The sequence below is a fragment of the Methylobacterium sp. 275MFSha3.1 genome, assembly GCF_900108435.1.
GTDB lineage: Bacteria > Pseudomonadota > Alphaproteobacteria > Rhizobiales > Beijerinckiaceae > Methylobacterium.
On record NZ_FNWP01000008.1, the window covers coordinates 97,919 to 110,295 of the forward strand.

The 12,377-nt window shown below is 72.7% G+C and carries 14 protein-coding genes; 9 read left to right on the forward strand and 5 right to left on the reverse strand.

Translation table 11 applies throughout. The annotated features are described in order from the left end of the window. Nucleotides 1–207 precede the first annotated feature (207 nt). From BLW78_RS11230 to BLW78_RS11255, 6 genes are all read left to right on the forward strand, one after another. Nucleotides 208–444, forward strand: coding sequence for a DUF6894 family protein (locus BLW78_RS11230; protein ID WP_020092591.1), 237 nt, complete (start codon nt 208–210; stop codon nt 442–444). A gap of 141 nt (nt 445–585) precedes the next feature. Next, complete coding sequence (locus tag BLW78_RS11235) at nt 586–1,647, forward strand: MBL fold metallo-hydrolase (protein WP_091679496.1); 1,062 nt, start codon at nt 586–588, stop codon at nt 1,645–1,647. A 153-nt stretch (nt 1,648–1,800) separates the two neighbouring features. Beyond that, a complete protein-coding gene (locus BLW78_RS11240; protein WP_091679500.1) occupies nt 1,801–3,420 on the forward strand; it encodes an ABC transporter substrate-binding protein in 1,620 nt (539 codons plus the stop codon). 97 nt (nt 3,421–3,517) lie between these two features. Then, entirely contained in the window at nt 3,518–3,763 is a 246-nt protein-coding gene (locus tag BLW78_RS11245) for a hypothetical protein (RefSeq protein ID WP_042675621.1), read from the forward strand. Between the two features lie 194 nt (nt 3,764–3,957). Further along, complete coding sequence (locus BLW78_RS11250; protein ID WP_042675620.1) at nt 3,958–4,371, forward strand: CREC-EF hand family protein; 414 nt, start codon at nt 3,958–3,960, stop codon at nt 4,369–4,371. A 325-nt stretch (nt 4,372–4,696) separates the two neighbouring features. After that, nucleotides 4,697–5,011: a hypothetical protein gene (locus BLW78_RS11255; RefSeq protein ID WP_091679503.1), complete on the forward strand. Its 315-nt coding sequence runs from the start codon at nt 4,697–4,699 to the stop codon at nt 5,009–5,011. 57 nt (nt 5,012–5,068) lie between these two features. Here BLW78_RS11255 and pcaD read toward each other — a convergent pair whose 3' ends face one another. Together pcaD and BLW78_RS11265 are read right to left on the reverse strand one after the other, a co-directional pair. Beyond that, nucleotides 5,069–5,866 carry a 3-oxoadipate enol-lactonase gene (pcaD, locus tag BLW78_RS11260; RefSeq protein ID WP_091679506.1) on the reverse strand — a complete coding sequence of 266 codons (798 nt, stop codon included), beginning with the start codon at nt 5,864–5,866 and terminating at the stop codon, nt 5,069–5,071. An 89-nt stretch (nt 5,867–5,955) separates the two neighbouring features. After that, nucleotides 5,956–6,228 (reverse strand): DUF2061 domain-containing protein, encoded by a 273-nt coding sequence (locus BLW78_RS11265; protein WP_091679508.1) that lies wholly within the window; start codon nt 6,226–6,228, stop codon nt 5,956–5,958. A 206-nt stretch (nt 6,229–6,434) separates the two neighbouring features. On the opposite strand from BLW78_RS11265, the gene BLW78_RS11270 reads away from it, so the two are divergent. Then, nucleotides 6,435–6,704, forward strand: coding sequence for a hypothetical protein (locus BLW78_RS11270; protein WP_091679511.1), 270 nt, complete (start codon nt 6,435–6,437; stop codon nt 6,702–6,704). On the opposite strand, the gene BLW78_RS11275 is transcribed toward BLW78_RS11270, so the two are convergent. After that, on the reverse strand, nt 6,691–7,071 hold the full coding sequence (locus BLW78_RS11275) for a hypothetical protein (protein ID WP_091679513.1): 381 nt from the start codon (nt 7,069–7,071) through the stop codon (nt 6,691–6,693). The two genes, BLW78_RS11270 and BLW78_RS11275, sit on opposite strands and share 14 nt — an antisense overlap. Nucleotides 7,072–7,185: 114 nt before the next feature. Here BLW78_RS11275 and BLW78_RS11280 point away from each other — a divergent pair, with 114 nt between their 5' ends. Next, entirely contained in the window at nt 7,186–7,614 is a 429-nt protein-coding gene (locus BLW78_RS11280; protein ID WP_091679516.1) for a DUF1810 domain-containing protein, read from the forward strand. Nucleotides 7,615–7,618: 4 nt separating this feature from the next. Here BLW78_RS11280 and BLW78_RS11285 read toward each other — a convergent pair whose 3' ends face one another. Then, nucleotides 7,619–10,078, reverse strand: a complete 2,460-nt coding sequence (locus tag BLW78_RS11285; protein WP_091679519.1) for a PBP1A family penicillin-binding protein — start codon at nt 10,076–10,078, stop codon at nt 7,619–7,621. A gap of 160 nt (nt 10,079–10,238) precedes the next feature. Further along, nucleotides 10,239–10,901 carry an HdeD family acid-resistance protein gene (locus BLW78_RS11290; RefSeq protein ID WP_091679522.1) on the reverse strand — a complete coding sequence of 221 codons (663 nt, stop codon included), beginning with the start codon at nt 10,899–10,901 and terminating at the stop codon, nt 10,239–10,241. A 195-nt stretch (nt 10,902–11,096) separates the two neighbouring features. On the opposite strand from BLW78_RS11290, the gene BLW78_RS11295 reads away from it, so the two are divergent. Then, nucleotides 11,097–12,374 (forward strand): HlyD family secretion protein, encoded by a 1,278-nt coding sequence (locus BLW78_RS11295; RefSeq protein ID WP_091679525.1) that lies wholly within the window; start codon nt 11,097–11,099, stop codon nt 12,372–12,374. The last annotated feature ends 3 nt before the right edge of the window (nt 12,375–12,377 follow it).

The window sequence follows — 12,377 nt, forward strand, 5'->3', positions numbered from 1 at the left end:
CGGGCCGCCGAGAAAGTCTCCCGCGCCAGCCCGCGGCCGTCCGCGGCGTTCCGAAACGCCGGGGCGGGTCGGGCGCGGCGCAGCGAGGCCGGAAGCGGCTTTCGCCCGACCGTGGAGCGGCCTCAAAGCTCGGCTTTTAAGGCACTGTTAACCATAGCAAGACCAATCCTGTCGGCAGACTACTTCTCTTAGAGATGCTTGGCGCCGATGCCCCGCTACTTCATCGACCTGCACGACGGCTCCCAGCCGATCCACGATGAGGTCGGATTCGACCTGCCGGACCTTCCGGCGGCCCGCGCCAAGGTCACCCGGATCATGTCGGCGATCGCCCGCGACATGCTGCCGGAGGTCGAGCGCCAGGATTACGTGGCCTGCGTCCGCGACGGCGTCGGCAAGGTGGTCTACCGGGCGCGCCTGTCCCTCGCTGCCGAGATGGTGGAGTGAGCCGGCGCGCTCCGGCCGCCTGATGCGTCCCTGCAGGCGTCGCTGAGCGACGTCCCTGAGACGGCGCCGAAACCGCCCTGAGGCTCCCCGCCGCGCCGCGGCAGTGCTTGACCGGTCCCCGGTTCCGGCCATCTCGGACCCATGAAACGGCGCAGCCTGCTCACGGTCGCGAGTGCGGCCACGGTCATGACGCTCGGCGGCGTCGGCTACGCCGCGCACCGGCGCGGACGGAACCCGTACTACCGCGGCCCGACCTCCGACCATTTCGACGGGTTGCGGTTCTTCCTGCCCGGTCAGTCCACCGACAAGGCGCTCCCCGACGTGCTGCGCTGGCAGGCCAAGCGGCAGCGCGAGCCCTGGCCCAAGAGCTTCCCCAGCCCCTACCCGGCCGACCGGCCGCCCGAGCGCGTCGAGGGCCTGCGGGTCGTGCTGATCGGCCACGCGAGTCACCTCGTTCAGGTCGCCGGCCGGAACATCCTGATCGACCCGGTCTTCGCCAAGCGCGCGAGCCCGGTCCGCTTCGCCGGGCCGAAGCGCGTCAACCCGCCGGGCATCGCCTTCGCCGACCTGCCCCCGATCGACGCGGTCCTGATCACCCACAATCACTACGACCATCTCGACGGACCGAGCCTCGCCCGGCTCTGGCAAGCGCACCAGCCGCTGATCGTGGCGCCGCTCGGCAACGACACGATCCTGCGCGGCTACGACGACACGATGCATGTCGAGACCCGCGACTGGGGACAGTCGGTCGATCTCGGCGACGGGCTGCAGGTCCACCTGACGCCCGCGAACCACTGGTCGGCCCGGGGCGTCAACGACCGGCGCATGGCGCTGTGGTGCGCCTTCGTGATCACCTCGCCCCGCGGCGTGCACTACCATGTCGGCGACACCGGTTTCGGCGACGGCGCCCTCTTCTCCGACGTGCGGGCGCGCTTCGGGCCGCCGCGCCTCGCGACGCTGCCGATCGGCGCCTACGAGCCGCGCTGGTTCATGCAGGCGCAGCACGTCGACCCGGCCGAGGCGGTGAAGGTCTTCGGCCTGCTCGGCGCCGAGCAGGCGCTGGGCCACCACTGGGGCACGTTCCAGCTCACGGACGAGGGCGTCGAGCGGCCCGCCGAGGCGCTGGCGGCGGCCCTCGGCGGAGCCGGCATCCCGGCCGAGCGCTTCGTCGCCCTGAGGCCCGGCCAGGTCTGGGAGGCCTGACCCCCGGGCTGTCCGGGGAACGCCGGCGGCCATTGGGCACGATGCGTGCATCATTCTGTATGCAGCATGGGGTGGAGGCCCGGGCCGCGCCGCCGCGCGCCCGAGGGCGGGTGCCGTTCCGTGCGGCGCCCGCGCCTTCAGCCGAGAGACACGATGAACCCGATCAAGCCGACACGCCGATCCCTGATGGCCGGGGGCGTCGCCCTGGCGGCGCTGGGGGCGGCGGGCCGCGCCGGCGCGCAGGGCGCGGCCCCCGGCACCCTGACCTACGGCATCTCCATGACCGACCTGCCGCTCACGACCGGCCAGCCGGACCGGGGCGCGGGTGGCTACCAGTTCACCGGACTGACCCTCTACGATCCCCTGGTCGCCTGGGAACTCGACGTCGCCGACCGGCCGGGCAAGATGGTGCCCGGCCTCGCCACCGCCTGGGAGGCCGACCCGGCCGACCCCAAGGTCTGGACCTTCCACCTGCGGGAGGGCGTGGCCTTCCACGACGGGTCGGCCTTCGATGCCGACGCGGTGATCTGGAACTTCGACAAGGTGCTGAACAAGGAGGCGCCGCATTTCGACCAGCGGCAGGCGTCCCAGGTCCGCCCGCGCCTGCCCGGCGTCGCGAGCTACCGGAAGGTCGACGCCAAGACCGTCCAGGTCGTCACCAAGACGCCCGACAGCCTGTTCCCCTACCAGATGCTCTGGTTCCTGATCTCGTCGCCGGCGCAGTACGAGAAGGTCGGGAAGGACTGGACGAAGTTCGCCTTCGAGCCCTCGGGGACCGGGCCGTTCCGGATGGGGCAGCTGGTGCCGCGGGTGCGCCTCGAGCTGCTGCCGAACACCGGCTACTGGAACCCGAAGCGGGTCCCGAAGCTCGCGAAGCTGACCCTCGCCTGCGTACCCGAGGACCTCGCCCGGGTGAACGCGCTCCTGTCCGGCAGCGTCGACCTGATCGAGACGCCCGCGCCCGACGCGGTGCCGCGCCTGAAGGCCGCCGGCATGCGGGTCGTGGGCAACGAGACGCCCCATGTCTGGAACTACCACCTGTCGATGGTGGAGGGCTCGCCCTGGCGCGACCTGCGCCTGCGCAAGGCAGCCAACCTCGCCATCGACCGCGCGGGCGTCGTCGAGCTGATGGGCGGCCTCGCCCAGCCCGCCGTCGGTCAGGTCCAGGAATCGAGCCCGTGGTTCGGCAAGCCGGGCTTCAAGATCCGGACCGACGTCGAGGCGGCGCGCAAGCTCGTCGAGGAGGCCGGCTACTCGGTGAAGAACCCCGTGAAGGCCACGGTCCTGATCCCGACCGGCGGCACCGGGCAGATGCTGTCGCTGCCGATCAACGAGTTCGTCCAGCAGAGCTGGGCCGAGGTCGGCATCCAGGTGGCGTTCAAGACCGTCGAGTTGGAGGTGGCCTACACGGCGTGGCGCCAGGGCGCCGCGGATCCGAGCCTCAAGGGCGTCAGCGCCGGCAACATCGCCTACGTCACCTCCGACCCGTTCTACGCGATCCTGCGCTTCTACGATTCGCGGCAGATCGCGCCGAACGGCGTGAACTGGAGCCACTACCGCAATCCCGAGGTCGACGCCCTCTGCGACAAGGTGAAGGCGAGCCTCGACGTGGCCGAGCAGAACCGGCTGCTCGCGCGCATCCACGAAATCGTCGTCGACGATGCCGTGCAGGTCTGGGTCGTTCACGACACCAATCCGCACGCATTGTCGTCGCGGGTGAAGAACTACGTCCAGGCGCAGCACTGGTTTCAGGACCTGGCGACGCTCGCCTGATCAGCCCGGATCTGTGTCGGCTCCGGGAAGAACGGGAGAACATCGGGAACGATCGGCGCGAGGACGGGTTGGAGTCCGAACGCACGAAGGAGAGTCCATGAAGACCCTGCTTGCCGGCGCCGTCCTGGCCGCCTCCCTGACGAGCGTCGTCCCCGCTGCGGCGCAGCGAATCGATATCGGTCCCGACGGGCCGAGTGTCGACCTGCGCTCCCGCGCCCAGCGGGATCGCGATTTCCGCCGCGAAGAGTATCGGCGCGACCGCGCCTACGACGAGGATCGTCTCTACCGACGCCAGCGGTTCGACGATGACCGCCCGGTGACGCGGCGCGGCTACGGATACTGAATCACCGCGCGAATCGCCTGTCGGCGATTGTGCGCTCTCTTCGGGGGTCGGCTCGCGCCGGCCCCTTTTTCTATGCCGCGTCTCCGAAGCGCGACCCGGGACAGCACGCAACCCACAGGGTCGAATTTCGCACTTGCGGCACGGTGAGTCGGAGACTAGGAAGATCGAGCATCAAATTTCGGGAGCATCTGGCAATGACCTCACGTTTCATCAGTGGCTTCGCGGCGGTCACCCTCGCGGTGTGCGGCCTCTCCGCTCCGGCCGCCTTCGCCAAGCCGATGAGCGGGGCGAGCGCCGTCAAGATGATCGACACCGACAACGACGGCACCGTCGACATGAAGGAAGTGGAGGCGGTGGCCTCGGCGACCTTCGACCGTCTCGAGAAGGACGCCGACGGCACCCTCGACGCCAAGGAGCTGAAGGGGCGCCTGAGCGCCTCCGGCGTGAAGCAGGCCGATCCGGACAGCGACGGCACGCTCGACAAGAAGGAGTACCTCGCGGCCGTCGGCGAGCGCTTCAAGCTGGCCGACCCGGACAACGACGGCACCCTCGACGCCAAGGAGCTGAACTCCAAGGCCGGCAAGGCTCTCCTGGCCCTCATCAAGTAAAACCGTCCGCGCGCTCCTGATGGAGCGTGGATGAGCGAGGCCTCCGCGGCGCTGACCGCGGGGGCCTTGCTGCGTTCATGGCGACCCTGAACCTTCGCCCGGACGCGCCGATCCATGGGGCCTGCACGTAAAAGTTGTGGATCGCGGCGATTGTTCTGCGGGCTCCGGCCGCTCCCGCGCGGGCGGAACATCCGACACCCCGTCCGACACCCCGTCCGGCCGCCGCGCCGGCTGCGACGCTCGACCGCTCGCCGGGCGCCATCGGAGGGAGTTGACGGTCCGCAACCTGTAGGTGCACCCTCGAGGTGGTTGAGGGACCAAGACGATGCGGAACGGCTCACCAGAGGACGACGGCAACGCGAGACGCCGCGCGAGACCGGTCGCGCTGACCGAGGGACCGCACGGCGCGGCGGCGGCGGACGGACGCGACCGGATTGCCGGGAGCCGGCCGGAGCGCGCGGACGCGGAGCCGACGGCAACGCTCGGCGATCTCGGCGACGCCCTGCTCGCGGCCTATCGGCTGGCCGAGCAGGACGGCGACGCGCTGACCGTGTCGTTGCTCGGGCAGGCGCTGCTGCGGACCGGGCGGCGCCTGGCGCGCGAGATGTCGCCCGCCGATGTCGGGATCGCCTGCCACTGAAGCGGCCGCGGTCCCGAACACTCGGGCGACTGACGGGACGACGCCGCCGCGGCCCGCCTACGCGCCCGGCGCGGCGCGGTCGAGGAAGGCGCGCAGGTAGCCGCCGACCGCCTCGGCGCGCTCGACGGCGAGCAGGTGCGCCGCCCGGGGCAGCACGACGAGTTCGGCCTGGGCGATGCCGCCGCAGATCTCCTCGGCCATGGCCGGGGGCGTCGAGGGATCGTCGCGGCCGGCGATCACCAGGGTCGGCGCGGTGATGGCTCCGAGCGCCGGACGGAGATCCATGCGCCCGATCGCCCCGCAGCACACCGCGTAGCCGGCCGAATCGCAGGCCAGGAATCGCTCGCGGACAGCCCGCACCGTCTCGGGGGCGCGCTCCGCGAAACCCGGCGTGAACCAGCGCCCCAGCGTCGCCTCGACCACGGCCGCCGTCCCCTGGGCGCGCACGGTCGCGGCGCGCTCGTCCCAGCTCTGCAGGCTCGGCAGGAAGGCCGCCGTCGCCATCAGGGTGGCGCTGAGCGCGCGTCCGGGATCGGCGCTCGCCAGCGCCTGCACGGTCATCCCGCCGAGCGAGAGGCCGACGAGATGGGCGCGTCCGATGCCGAGGGCGTCCAGAAGGCCTGCGAGATCGCCGGCCAGATCCGCGATCGCGACCGGCCGGTCGCGCGTCTCCGACCCGCCGTGGCCGCGCGTGTCGTAGCGCAGCGTCCGGTAACGCCCCGTCAGCGCGGGCACCAGCGCGTCCCACATCTCCAGGGTCGCCCCCAGCGAGTTCGAGAAAGCGACGACCGGGGCGTCCTCCGGGCCCTCGAGGTGGTAGCGGAGGCCGAGTCCTCCGACGGTGATCTGCGGCATGCGGCTCTCTCCGGTTCGGGCTCTCGAGGATGTCACGCCGCCGGGCGGCGGGGCGGAGCTGGCGGGCAACGCGGCCTCCCGGACGGATCTCAGGCGCGACCGAGGGGAATCAGGCCCCAGCCGCGTTCGTGGAGGTAGTACAGCACGGTCTTGGTCACGGTCTCGGTCGAGGCGATCGAGCCGGCGACCAGCACGCTGCCGGTGAACAGGTAGGACAGCAGCAGCGTGTCGAGGCTCCCGACGACGCGCCAGCTCACGGCCTTGGCGATCGAGCGGAGGCGGCTTTCCCCGGCCGGGGGCGCGCGCGTCCGTGCGGGCTCGGGTGCGCGGGCATCGCGGGTTGAGACGTCGTCGGCGGGCATGCGGGCTCCCTGCGGTCGATCCGAAACGCGCGCGGTGGCGCGGTCCATTATGGGGCGGCGCACCGGATGCTGCCCCGCCGGATCGCCCGGCGCGCGGATGACGATGCCGCGAGCCCCGCGCTCCGGAGGAGCGTCTTCAACATGGGTCAATGCGCCGGCGGCCGAAACGCTCGACAAGAGCGGTGCGAGCACAGCGGAGACCGGGGATGCACGAGCGTGCGATGGGCGACGCCGCGATCCGACCGGCGGAGTTCTGGGACACGGTCGGCGGCCTCGTGACCGCCAAGGTCGAGCCGGTGATCGGCCGAGCCGACAAGCAGCGTGGTCCCGTCATCGACTACCTGCGCGACCTGGAGGCCCTGGCGCGGCGCCAGTGCTCCAGCCGCGAGACGGTCCAGATCATCGCCTCGGGCCGGCGGCTCCTCGGAGACCGGAGCGAGATCGGGCCGTCGGACGGACCGTTCACCCGCGCCTGAGCCGGGTACCCGGCAGAGCCGCCCGCGCCATCCGCGACCGGACCAGATAGATCGCGGCCGCGACCGCCCAGGCCGCGCAGGTCGGCGCCACCCACTGCTGCAGGTTCGGTAGGGACCAGTCGTACAGGAACTCGGCGCCGAGATGCGCCTGAACGGCGTCCCAGCCCGCGTGCTTGAGGACGTGTTCCCGCTGCCCGGCCTCGCGGCCGTAATAGTAGGTCGAGACCACGAGCGCCGCGACGCCTTCCGGTCGGGGACTGCGCAGCAGGATCAGAACGGCCGCCATTCCGGCGGTCTCGGGGATCGCCGTCAGGGCGTGGCTCATCGCCGGGTTCGCGACCATGAAGGCGACGAGCGTTCCGAGCATGGGCGGCGCTTACACCAATCCCGGCGCGGCGTCAGCGGCACTCCGGACCCGCGCCTGCATCCCCGGCGGCCGCCGCGCGGTTGACGGTGCGGGACCGGAACAACGGAGCCGCGCATGAGCGACACCTACGACCTCGGCCGCTTCGTCGCCGCGCAGGAGGGCGTCTACGGGCGCGCCCTGGCGGAGTTGCAGGCCGGCGACAAGCGCAGCCACTGGATGTGGTTCATCTTCCCGCAGATCGCCGGGCTCGGCGCGAGCCCGATGGCGCAGCGCTACGCCATCGGGTCTCTCGCGGAGGCGCAGGCCTACGCGGCACACCCGGTGCTCGGCGCGCGCCTGCGCGCCTGCACGGCGGCCGTCAACGCCGTCGCCGGGCGCTCGGCCCACGCGATCTTCGGCTCGCCCGACGATCTGAAGTTCCGCTCCAGCGTGACGCTGTTCGCCCGCGCCGTGCCGGAGGAGCCGGTCTTCGCCGACGCGCTGGCGCGCTACTTCGCCGGCGTCCCCGACCCGCGGACGCTGGCGAAGCTCGGGACGGGCTAGGCCCTCACCGGCCCCACAGGCCGACCCGCTCGGCGCGCGCCTGCTCCTCCGCGCCCAGGAGGTCCGGCGGGGCGTCCTCGGAGGCGCGGGCGCCGCCCGCGGCCAGGATCAGCCCGGCGAGGTCGTCGCCCTCGATGCGGCAGCGGGCCGTGGCCCCGTCGGACAGGCCGGTGCAGACCACCTCGCGGCGGCGCAGGTAGCTGGCGAGCTGGCGGGCGAGATGGCCGCGCTCGCCGACCACGCCGAGGAGGCGCACGACCCGCCCGCGCAGGTTGAGGGTGCCGGTATCGATCACCTCCGGCACGCCGCGGACCTCGCCGGCCGCGACAGGTTCGGCCGCGGGCGCGGCGGCGGCCCGGGCCGGCTCGGCCCGCTCCGCCGAGGGGCGGGCCTTGCCCTTCGCGAGCTTCTCGGCGGCCCGCTGGACGAAGTCGTGGAAGATCCCGGCCGGCATCTCGCCGCCGAACATGCGGTTCATCGGGCTGTCGTCGTCGTTGCCGACCCAGATCCCGACCACGAGGTCGGGGGTCATGCCGACGAACCACGCGTCGCGGAAATCCTGGCTCGTGCCGGTCTTGCCGCCGATGATCTGGCCGGGCACCCGCGCGGCGCGGCCGGTGCCGGATTCCACCACCGCCTGCAGCGAGTCGAGCATCATGGTGCGCGGCTCCTGCGCCAGCATCGGGCCCGGGGCCGCGTCGGCGCGGACGTAGAGTGGCTGCGGCGCGGCCCCGCGGATCGCCTGGATGCCGTAGGACTGGAGCGGGGTGCGCCCGGACAGGACCGAGCCGTAGGCGCGGGTCATCTCCAGGAGGCTCACGGCGCCCGAGCCGAGGACGAGGCTCGGCACGTTGGGCAGGTCCGACTGGATCCCGAGCTTGCGGGCGGTGGCGATCACCGCCGGGATGCCGACATCCTGCCCGAGCTGGGCCGCCACGGTGTTGATCGAGAGCGCGAAGGCGGTCCGCAGGGGCACGGCCCCCCGGTAGCGGCCGTCGTCGTTCTCGGGCTGCCAGTCGCCGATCTGGACCGGGCGGTCGACCATCACGGATTCCGGCGTGTAGCCCTTCTCGTAGGCCGTCAGGTAGGCGAGGAGCTTGAACAGGGAGCCGGGCTGGCGCTTGGCCTGGACGGCGCGGTTGAACTGGCTGTCCTCGTAGTCCCGGCCGCCGACCATGGCGAGGATCGCGCCCTCCTTCGACAGCACCACCATGGCGGCCTGGCCGACCTTGCGGCGGGCGCCGTCCTTGTCGAGGCGGCGGGCCACGACGCCCTCGGCGAGGCTCTGCAGGTCGAGGTTGAGGGTCGAGCGCACCGTCATGTCGCCGTCGGTGCCGGCGAGGCGCTTCACGTCGCCCGCGATCATGTCGAGGAAGTAGTTGGTGCCGGGCGGCGCCTCGGGGGGCGATTTCAGGGTCACGCTCTGCTTGCGCGCGGCGTCGGCCTCGGCCTGCGAGATCGCGCCGGTCTCGACCATGGCCTGGAGCACCACGTCGGCGCGCTCCTTGGCGCCGCCGAGGTTGCGGGTCGGGGCGAGCTGCGAGGGCGCCCGCACCAGACCGGCCAGCATCGCCGATTCCGGCAGGTTCAGCGCCTTGGCGGGCTTGCCGAAGTAGCGCCGCGCCGCCGCGTCCGCCCCGTAGGCGCCGGCGCCGAAATACGCGGAGTCGAGGTAGCCGAGCAGGATCGCGTCCTTGCTCATGGTCGACTCGACCCGCAGCGCCAGGAAGGCTTCCTGCACCTTCCGCCAGAGCGTCTTCTCCTGGTTGAGGGAGGTCAGGCGGACATATTGCTGGGTGATGGTCGAGCCGCCCTCGCGCACGCCGCCGCCGCGGAGATTGCGCCACGCCGCCCGGACGAGGCCGCGCAGGTCGATGCCCCAGTGGCTGTAGAAGCGGCGGTCCTCGATCGCCACGATCGCCTGGGCGAGGTGCGGCGGCAGGTCGGCCGCGGTGAGCTTCTGGCCGCGGAAGCTGCCGCGGGTGGCGAAGACCCGGCCGTCGTCGGCCTCGACGGTGATCGCCCGCTGGCCAGTCTCGACCACGGCGCCGCCCAGCGGCGGCAGGCTCACGAAGGCCGCGAACAGGTAGATCGCCAGCGCCAGGGCCGGCAGCAGGACCACCAGGGCGGCGGCGAGCAGGGCCGGGTGCCGGCGGCCGAGGATCGGCCGGGAACGCCGGTTCAGGGCGCGCGCGTCCGTCTCGGCGACGGCGGGCGGGCGCTCCGCCGGTGCCCGTCGCGCCCGCGCCGCGCGCTCCGCCGCGCGGGCCGACAGGGCCCGGCCGGTCCGCGCGAGGCCGAGCCCGGCCGCGGCGAGGAGGGTCCGGAGATGGCGCGCGAGGTCGCGCGCGGCCCGCCCGGCCTCCCGGGCGGCGAGCCGCGGGTCCGGGGCGTCGGCGGCGGGGTCCGGCTTCGGCGGTTTCGGCCCGTCGGCCGGGGCGCGTTCCGGCGCGTCGGGCGTCATCGTGGTGCGTGTTCCGGGACCGGCCGATCCGGCCGACCGAGCCTTCTAAGCCGCATCCGTCGCGGTGTCCCGCAGCCGTTGGGTCGCGGGACGGGCGGCGCGTCGATCGCGCCGCCACCGTGTGGATCGGGCCACGGGGCCCGATCCGGTCCCGGCCGGCTCACCGGCCGAGCGGCGCTCCCGGACCGACGGCCCCGTGCTGGGCGCGCAGCTTGAAGGCCAGGATCAGCAGGAGGATGCCGAAGGCGAAGGTGTAGGAGCCGATCCACCACGTCAGCACCAGGGCCGACATGCCCGGGTTGATGAGCAGCGCGAGGCCGAACAGGATCGACACGACGCCGCCGAGGCCCAGCCACCAGCGCCCGTAATGGAGGTGCAGGCGGAAGGCGGCGGCGATCATCAGGCCGCCGGTGACCAGCGCCCACGCGGCGAGCAGCAGCACGAACGCCCAGACGGCCGCGGCCGGCACCAGCACCGCGGCGACGCCCACCACGATGTCGACGAGGCCCTCGACCAGCATGAAGCCCCAGCGCTCGTGGCGCTGCGCGGCCCGGACCGCGCCGACGACGGCGACGACGCCGTCGACGAGCATGTAGGCGGCGAAGAACAGGACCAGGGACAGCACGAAGGCGCCCGGCGCGATGAACGCGATCGCCCCGAACAGGACCGCGATGACGCCGCGCAGGGCGACGAGCCACCAGTTCCGCGCCAGGGCCGCACTCATGGCGTCGAGGCGCGCCGCGCCGACGAGCGGGATGCCGGAGGGGGTGGTCGCGGGGCCGGAACCGGGGCGGTTCGACGTCGGGGATGGGCTGCTGGTCATGGCAAACTCCTGGGCCTTGAGGCCGGGAACGGCAAAGGTTCCGGGCGCAGAACGCCGCAGTGCGGCATGCGTTCCTAGGCGGGCTGATCCGCGCGTGGAACCTTGGGCCTGCGGCCGGCTTTTGCTGCCTGAGGCGGGCGATGCGACAAGCCCGGTCACCCCCGGGGTGGCCGGCCCATCGGGCGACGACTTTCCATGTTCGACGATCAGCGGCACCTCTCCGAGGACGAGGCGCGCCCGCGGCCGGCCGACGGCCGGACCGTCGCGCGCGAGCGCGACGTGCTCGATCTCGGCCGCGCCGCGCCGGCCGCGGACCGCGCGTCCGACCGCGAGACCGCGCGCAAGCCCGGCGCGGACGAGGCCGACGGCGCGCCCGAGGCGCGGGACGGGCAGGCCGACGACGACGCGGCGGATCCCGACGACGACGGGGACGAGGCGCGGCGCCCCAACGTCCTGCGGCGCCACCCGCTCGCGTTCCTGCTCGGCGGGCTCGCGGTCGTCGCGCTCTGCGTCGGCGTGTTCTTCTACTGGCTGCTCTACATGCACCCCTACGAGAGCACCGACGACGCCTTCGTCGACGCGCGCAGCATCTCGATCCAGCCGAAGGTCGGCGGCTACCTCGTGGACGTGCCGGTCACCGACAACCAGCACGTCGAGGCCGGCCAGATCCTCTTCCAGGTCTTCCAGCGCGACTACGACATCGCCCTCGACCAGGCGAAGGCGCAGGTCGCCGCCGACGAGGCCGGCATCAGGAACATCGACGCGCAGATCCAGGCGCAGTACGCCAACATCGAGGTGTCCAAGGCGCAGGTCGCCACCGCCGAGGCGGCGCTGAAGTTCGCCCAGGAGGACGCGGCCCGCTACAAGGACCTCGCCGAGCGCGGCTCCGGCTCGGTCCAGCAGTCGCAGTCGGCGACCTCGACGCTGCAGCAGCGGCAGGCGGCGGTCCAGAGCGCCAATGCCAGCGTGGTCGCCGCGCAGAAGCAGGTCGGCTCGCTCCAGGCCCAGAAGGCCTCGACCCAGGCGCAGCTCGGCCGCGACCGGGCGCAGGTCGAGCAGGCCGAGCTGAACCTCGGCTACACGACGGTCCGCGCCGTCCAGGCCGGCCGCGTCGTGCGGCTCACCGGCGGCGTCGGCCAGCTCGCCCAGGCCGGCCAGACCCTGGCGATGTTCGTGCCCGACGACATCTGGGTGACGGCGAACTTCAAGGAGACGCAGATCACCGACATGCGGCCGGGCCAGCCGGTCGACATCGAGATCGACGCGTATCCCGGCCGCAAGATCCAGGGCACGGTGGCCTCGGTGCAGCCGGGCTCGGGCACGGCCTTCAGCCTGCTGCCGGCGCAGAACGCCACCGGCAACTACGTGAAGGTGACCCAGCGCATCCCGGTCAAGATCGTGGTCAAGACCTGGCCGACGGACGTGTCGATCGGCCCGGGCATGTCGATTGTCCCGACCGTCACGGTGCGGTGAGCG

Coding starts and splice junctions, on each gene's coding strand:
- BLW78_RS11280 (WP_091679516.1), top strand. CDS start 7,186: ATGAGCGACACCTACGACCTCGGCCGCTTCGTCGCCGCGCAGGAGGGC.
- BLW78_RS11270 (WP_091679511.1), top strand. CDS start 6,435: ATGCACGAGCGTGCGATGGGCGACGCCGCGATCCGACCGGCGGAGTTC.
- BLW78_RS11285 (WP_091679519.1), bottom strand. CDS start 10,078: ATGACGCCCGACGCGCCGGAACGCGCCCCGGCCGACGGGCCGAAACCG.
- BLW78_RS11245 (WP_042675621.1), top strand. CDS start 3,518: ATGAAGACCCTGCTTGCCGGCGCCGTCCTGGCCGCCTCCCTGACGAGC.
- BLW78_RS11240 (WP_091679500.1), top strand. CDS start 1,801: ATGAACCCGATCAAGCCGACACGCCGATCCCTGATGGCCGGGGGCGTC.
- BLW78_RS11250 (WP_042675620.1), top strand. CDS start 3,958: ATGACCTCACGTTTCATCAGTGGCTTCGCGGCGGTCACCCTCGCGGTG.
- BLW78_RS11290 (WP_091679522.1), bottom strand. CDS start 10,901: ATGACCAGCAGCCCATCCCCGACGTCGAACCGCCCCGGTTCCGGCCCC.
- BLW78_RS11255 (WP_091679503.1), top strand. CDS start 4,697: ATGCGGAACGGCTCACCAGAGGACGACGGCAACGCGAGACGCCGCGCG.
- BLW78_RS11230 (WP_020092591.1), top strand. CDS start 208: ATGCCCCGCTACTTCATCGACCTGCACGACGGCTCCCAGCCGATCCAC.
- BLW78_RS11275 (WP_091679513.1), bottom strand. CDS start 7,071: ATGCTCGGAACGCTCGTCGCCTTCATGGTCGCGAACCCGGCGATGAGC.
- BLW78_RS11295 (WP_091679525.1), top strand. CDS start 11,097: ATGTTCGACGATCAGCGGCACCTCTCCGAGGACGAGGCGCGCCCGCGG.
- pcaD (WP_091679506.1), bottom strand. CDS start 5,866: ATGCCGCAGATCACCGTCGGAGGACTCGGCCTCCGCTACCACCTCGAG.
- BLW78_RS11235 (WP_091679496.1), top strand. CDS start 586: ATGAAACGGCGCAGCCTGCTCACGGTCGCGAGTGCGGCCACGGTCATG.
- BLW78_RS11265 (WP_091679508.1), bottom strand. CDS start 6,228: ATGCCCGCCGACGACGTCTCAACCCGCGATGCCCGCGCACCCGAGCCC.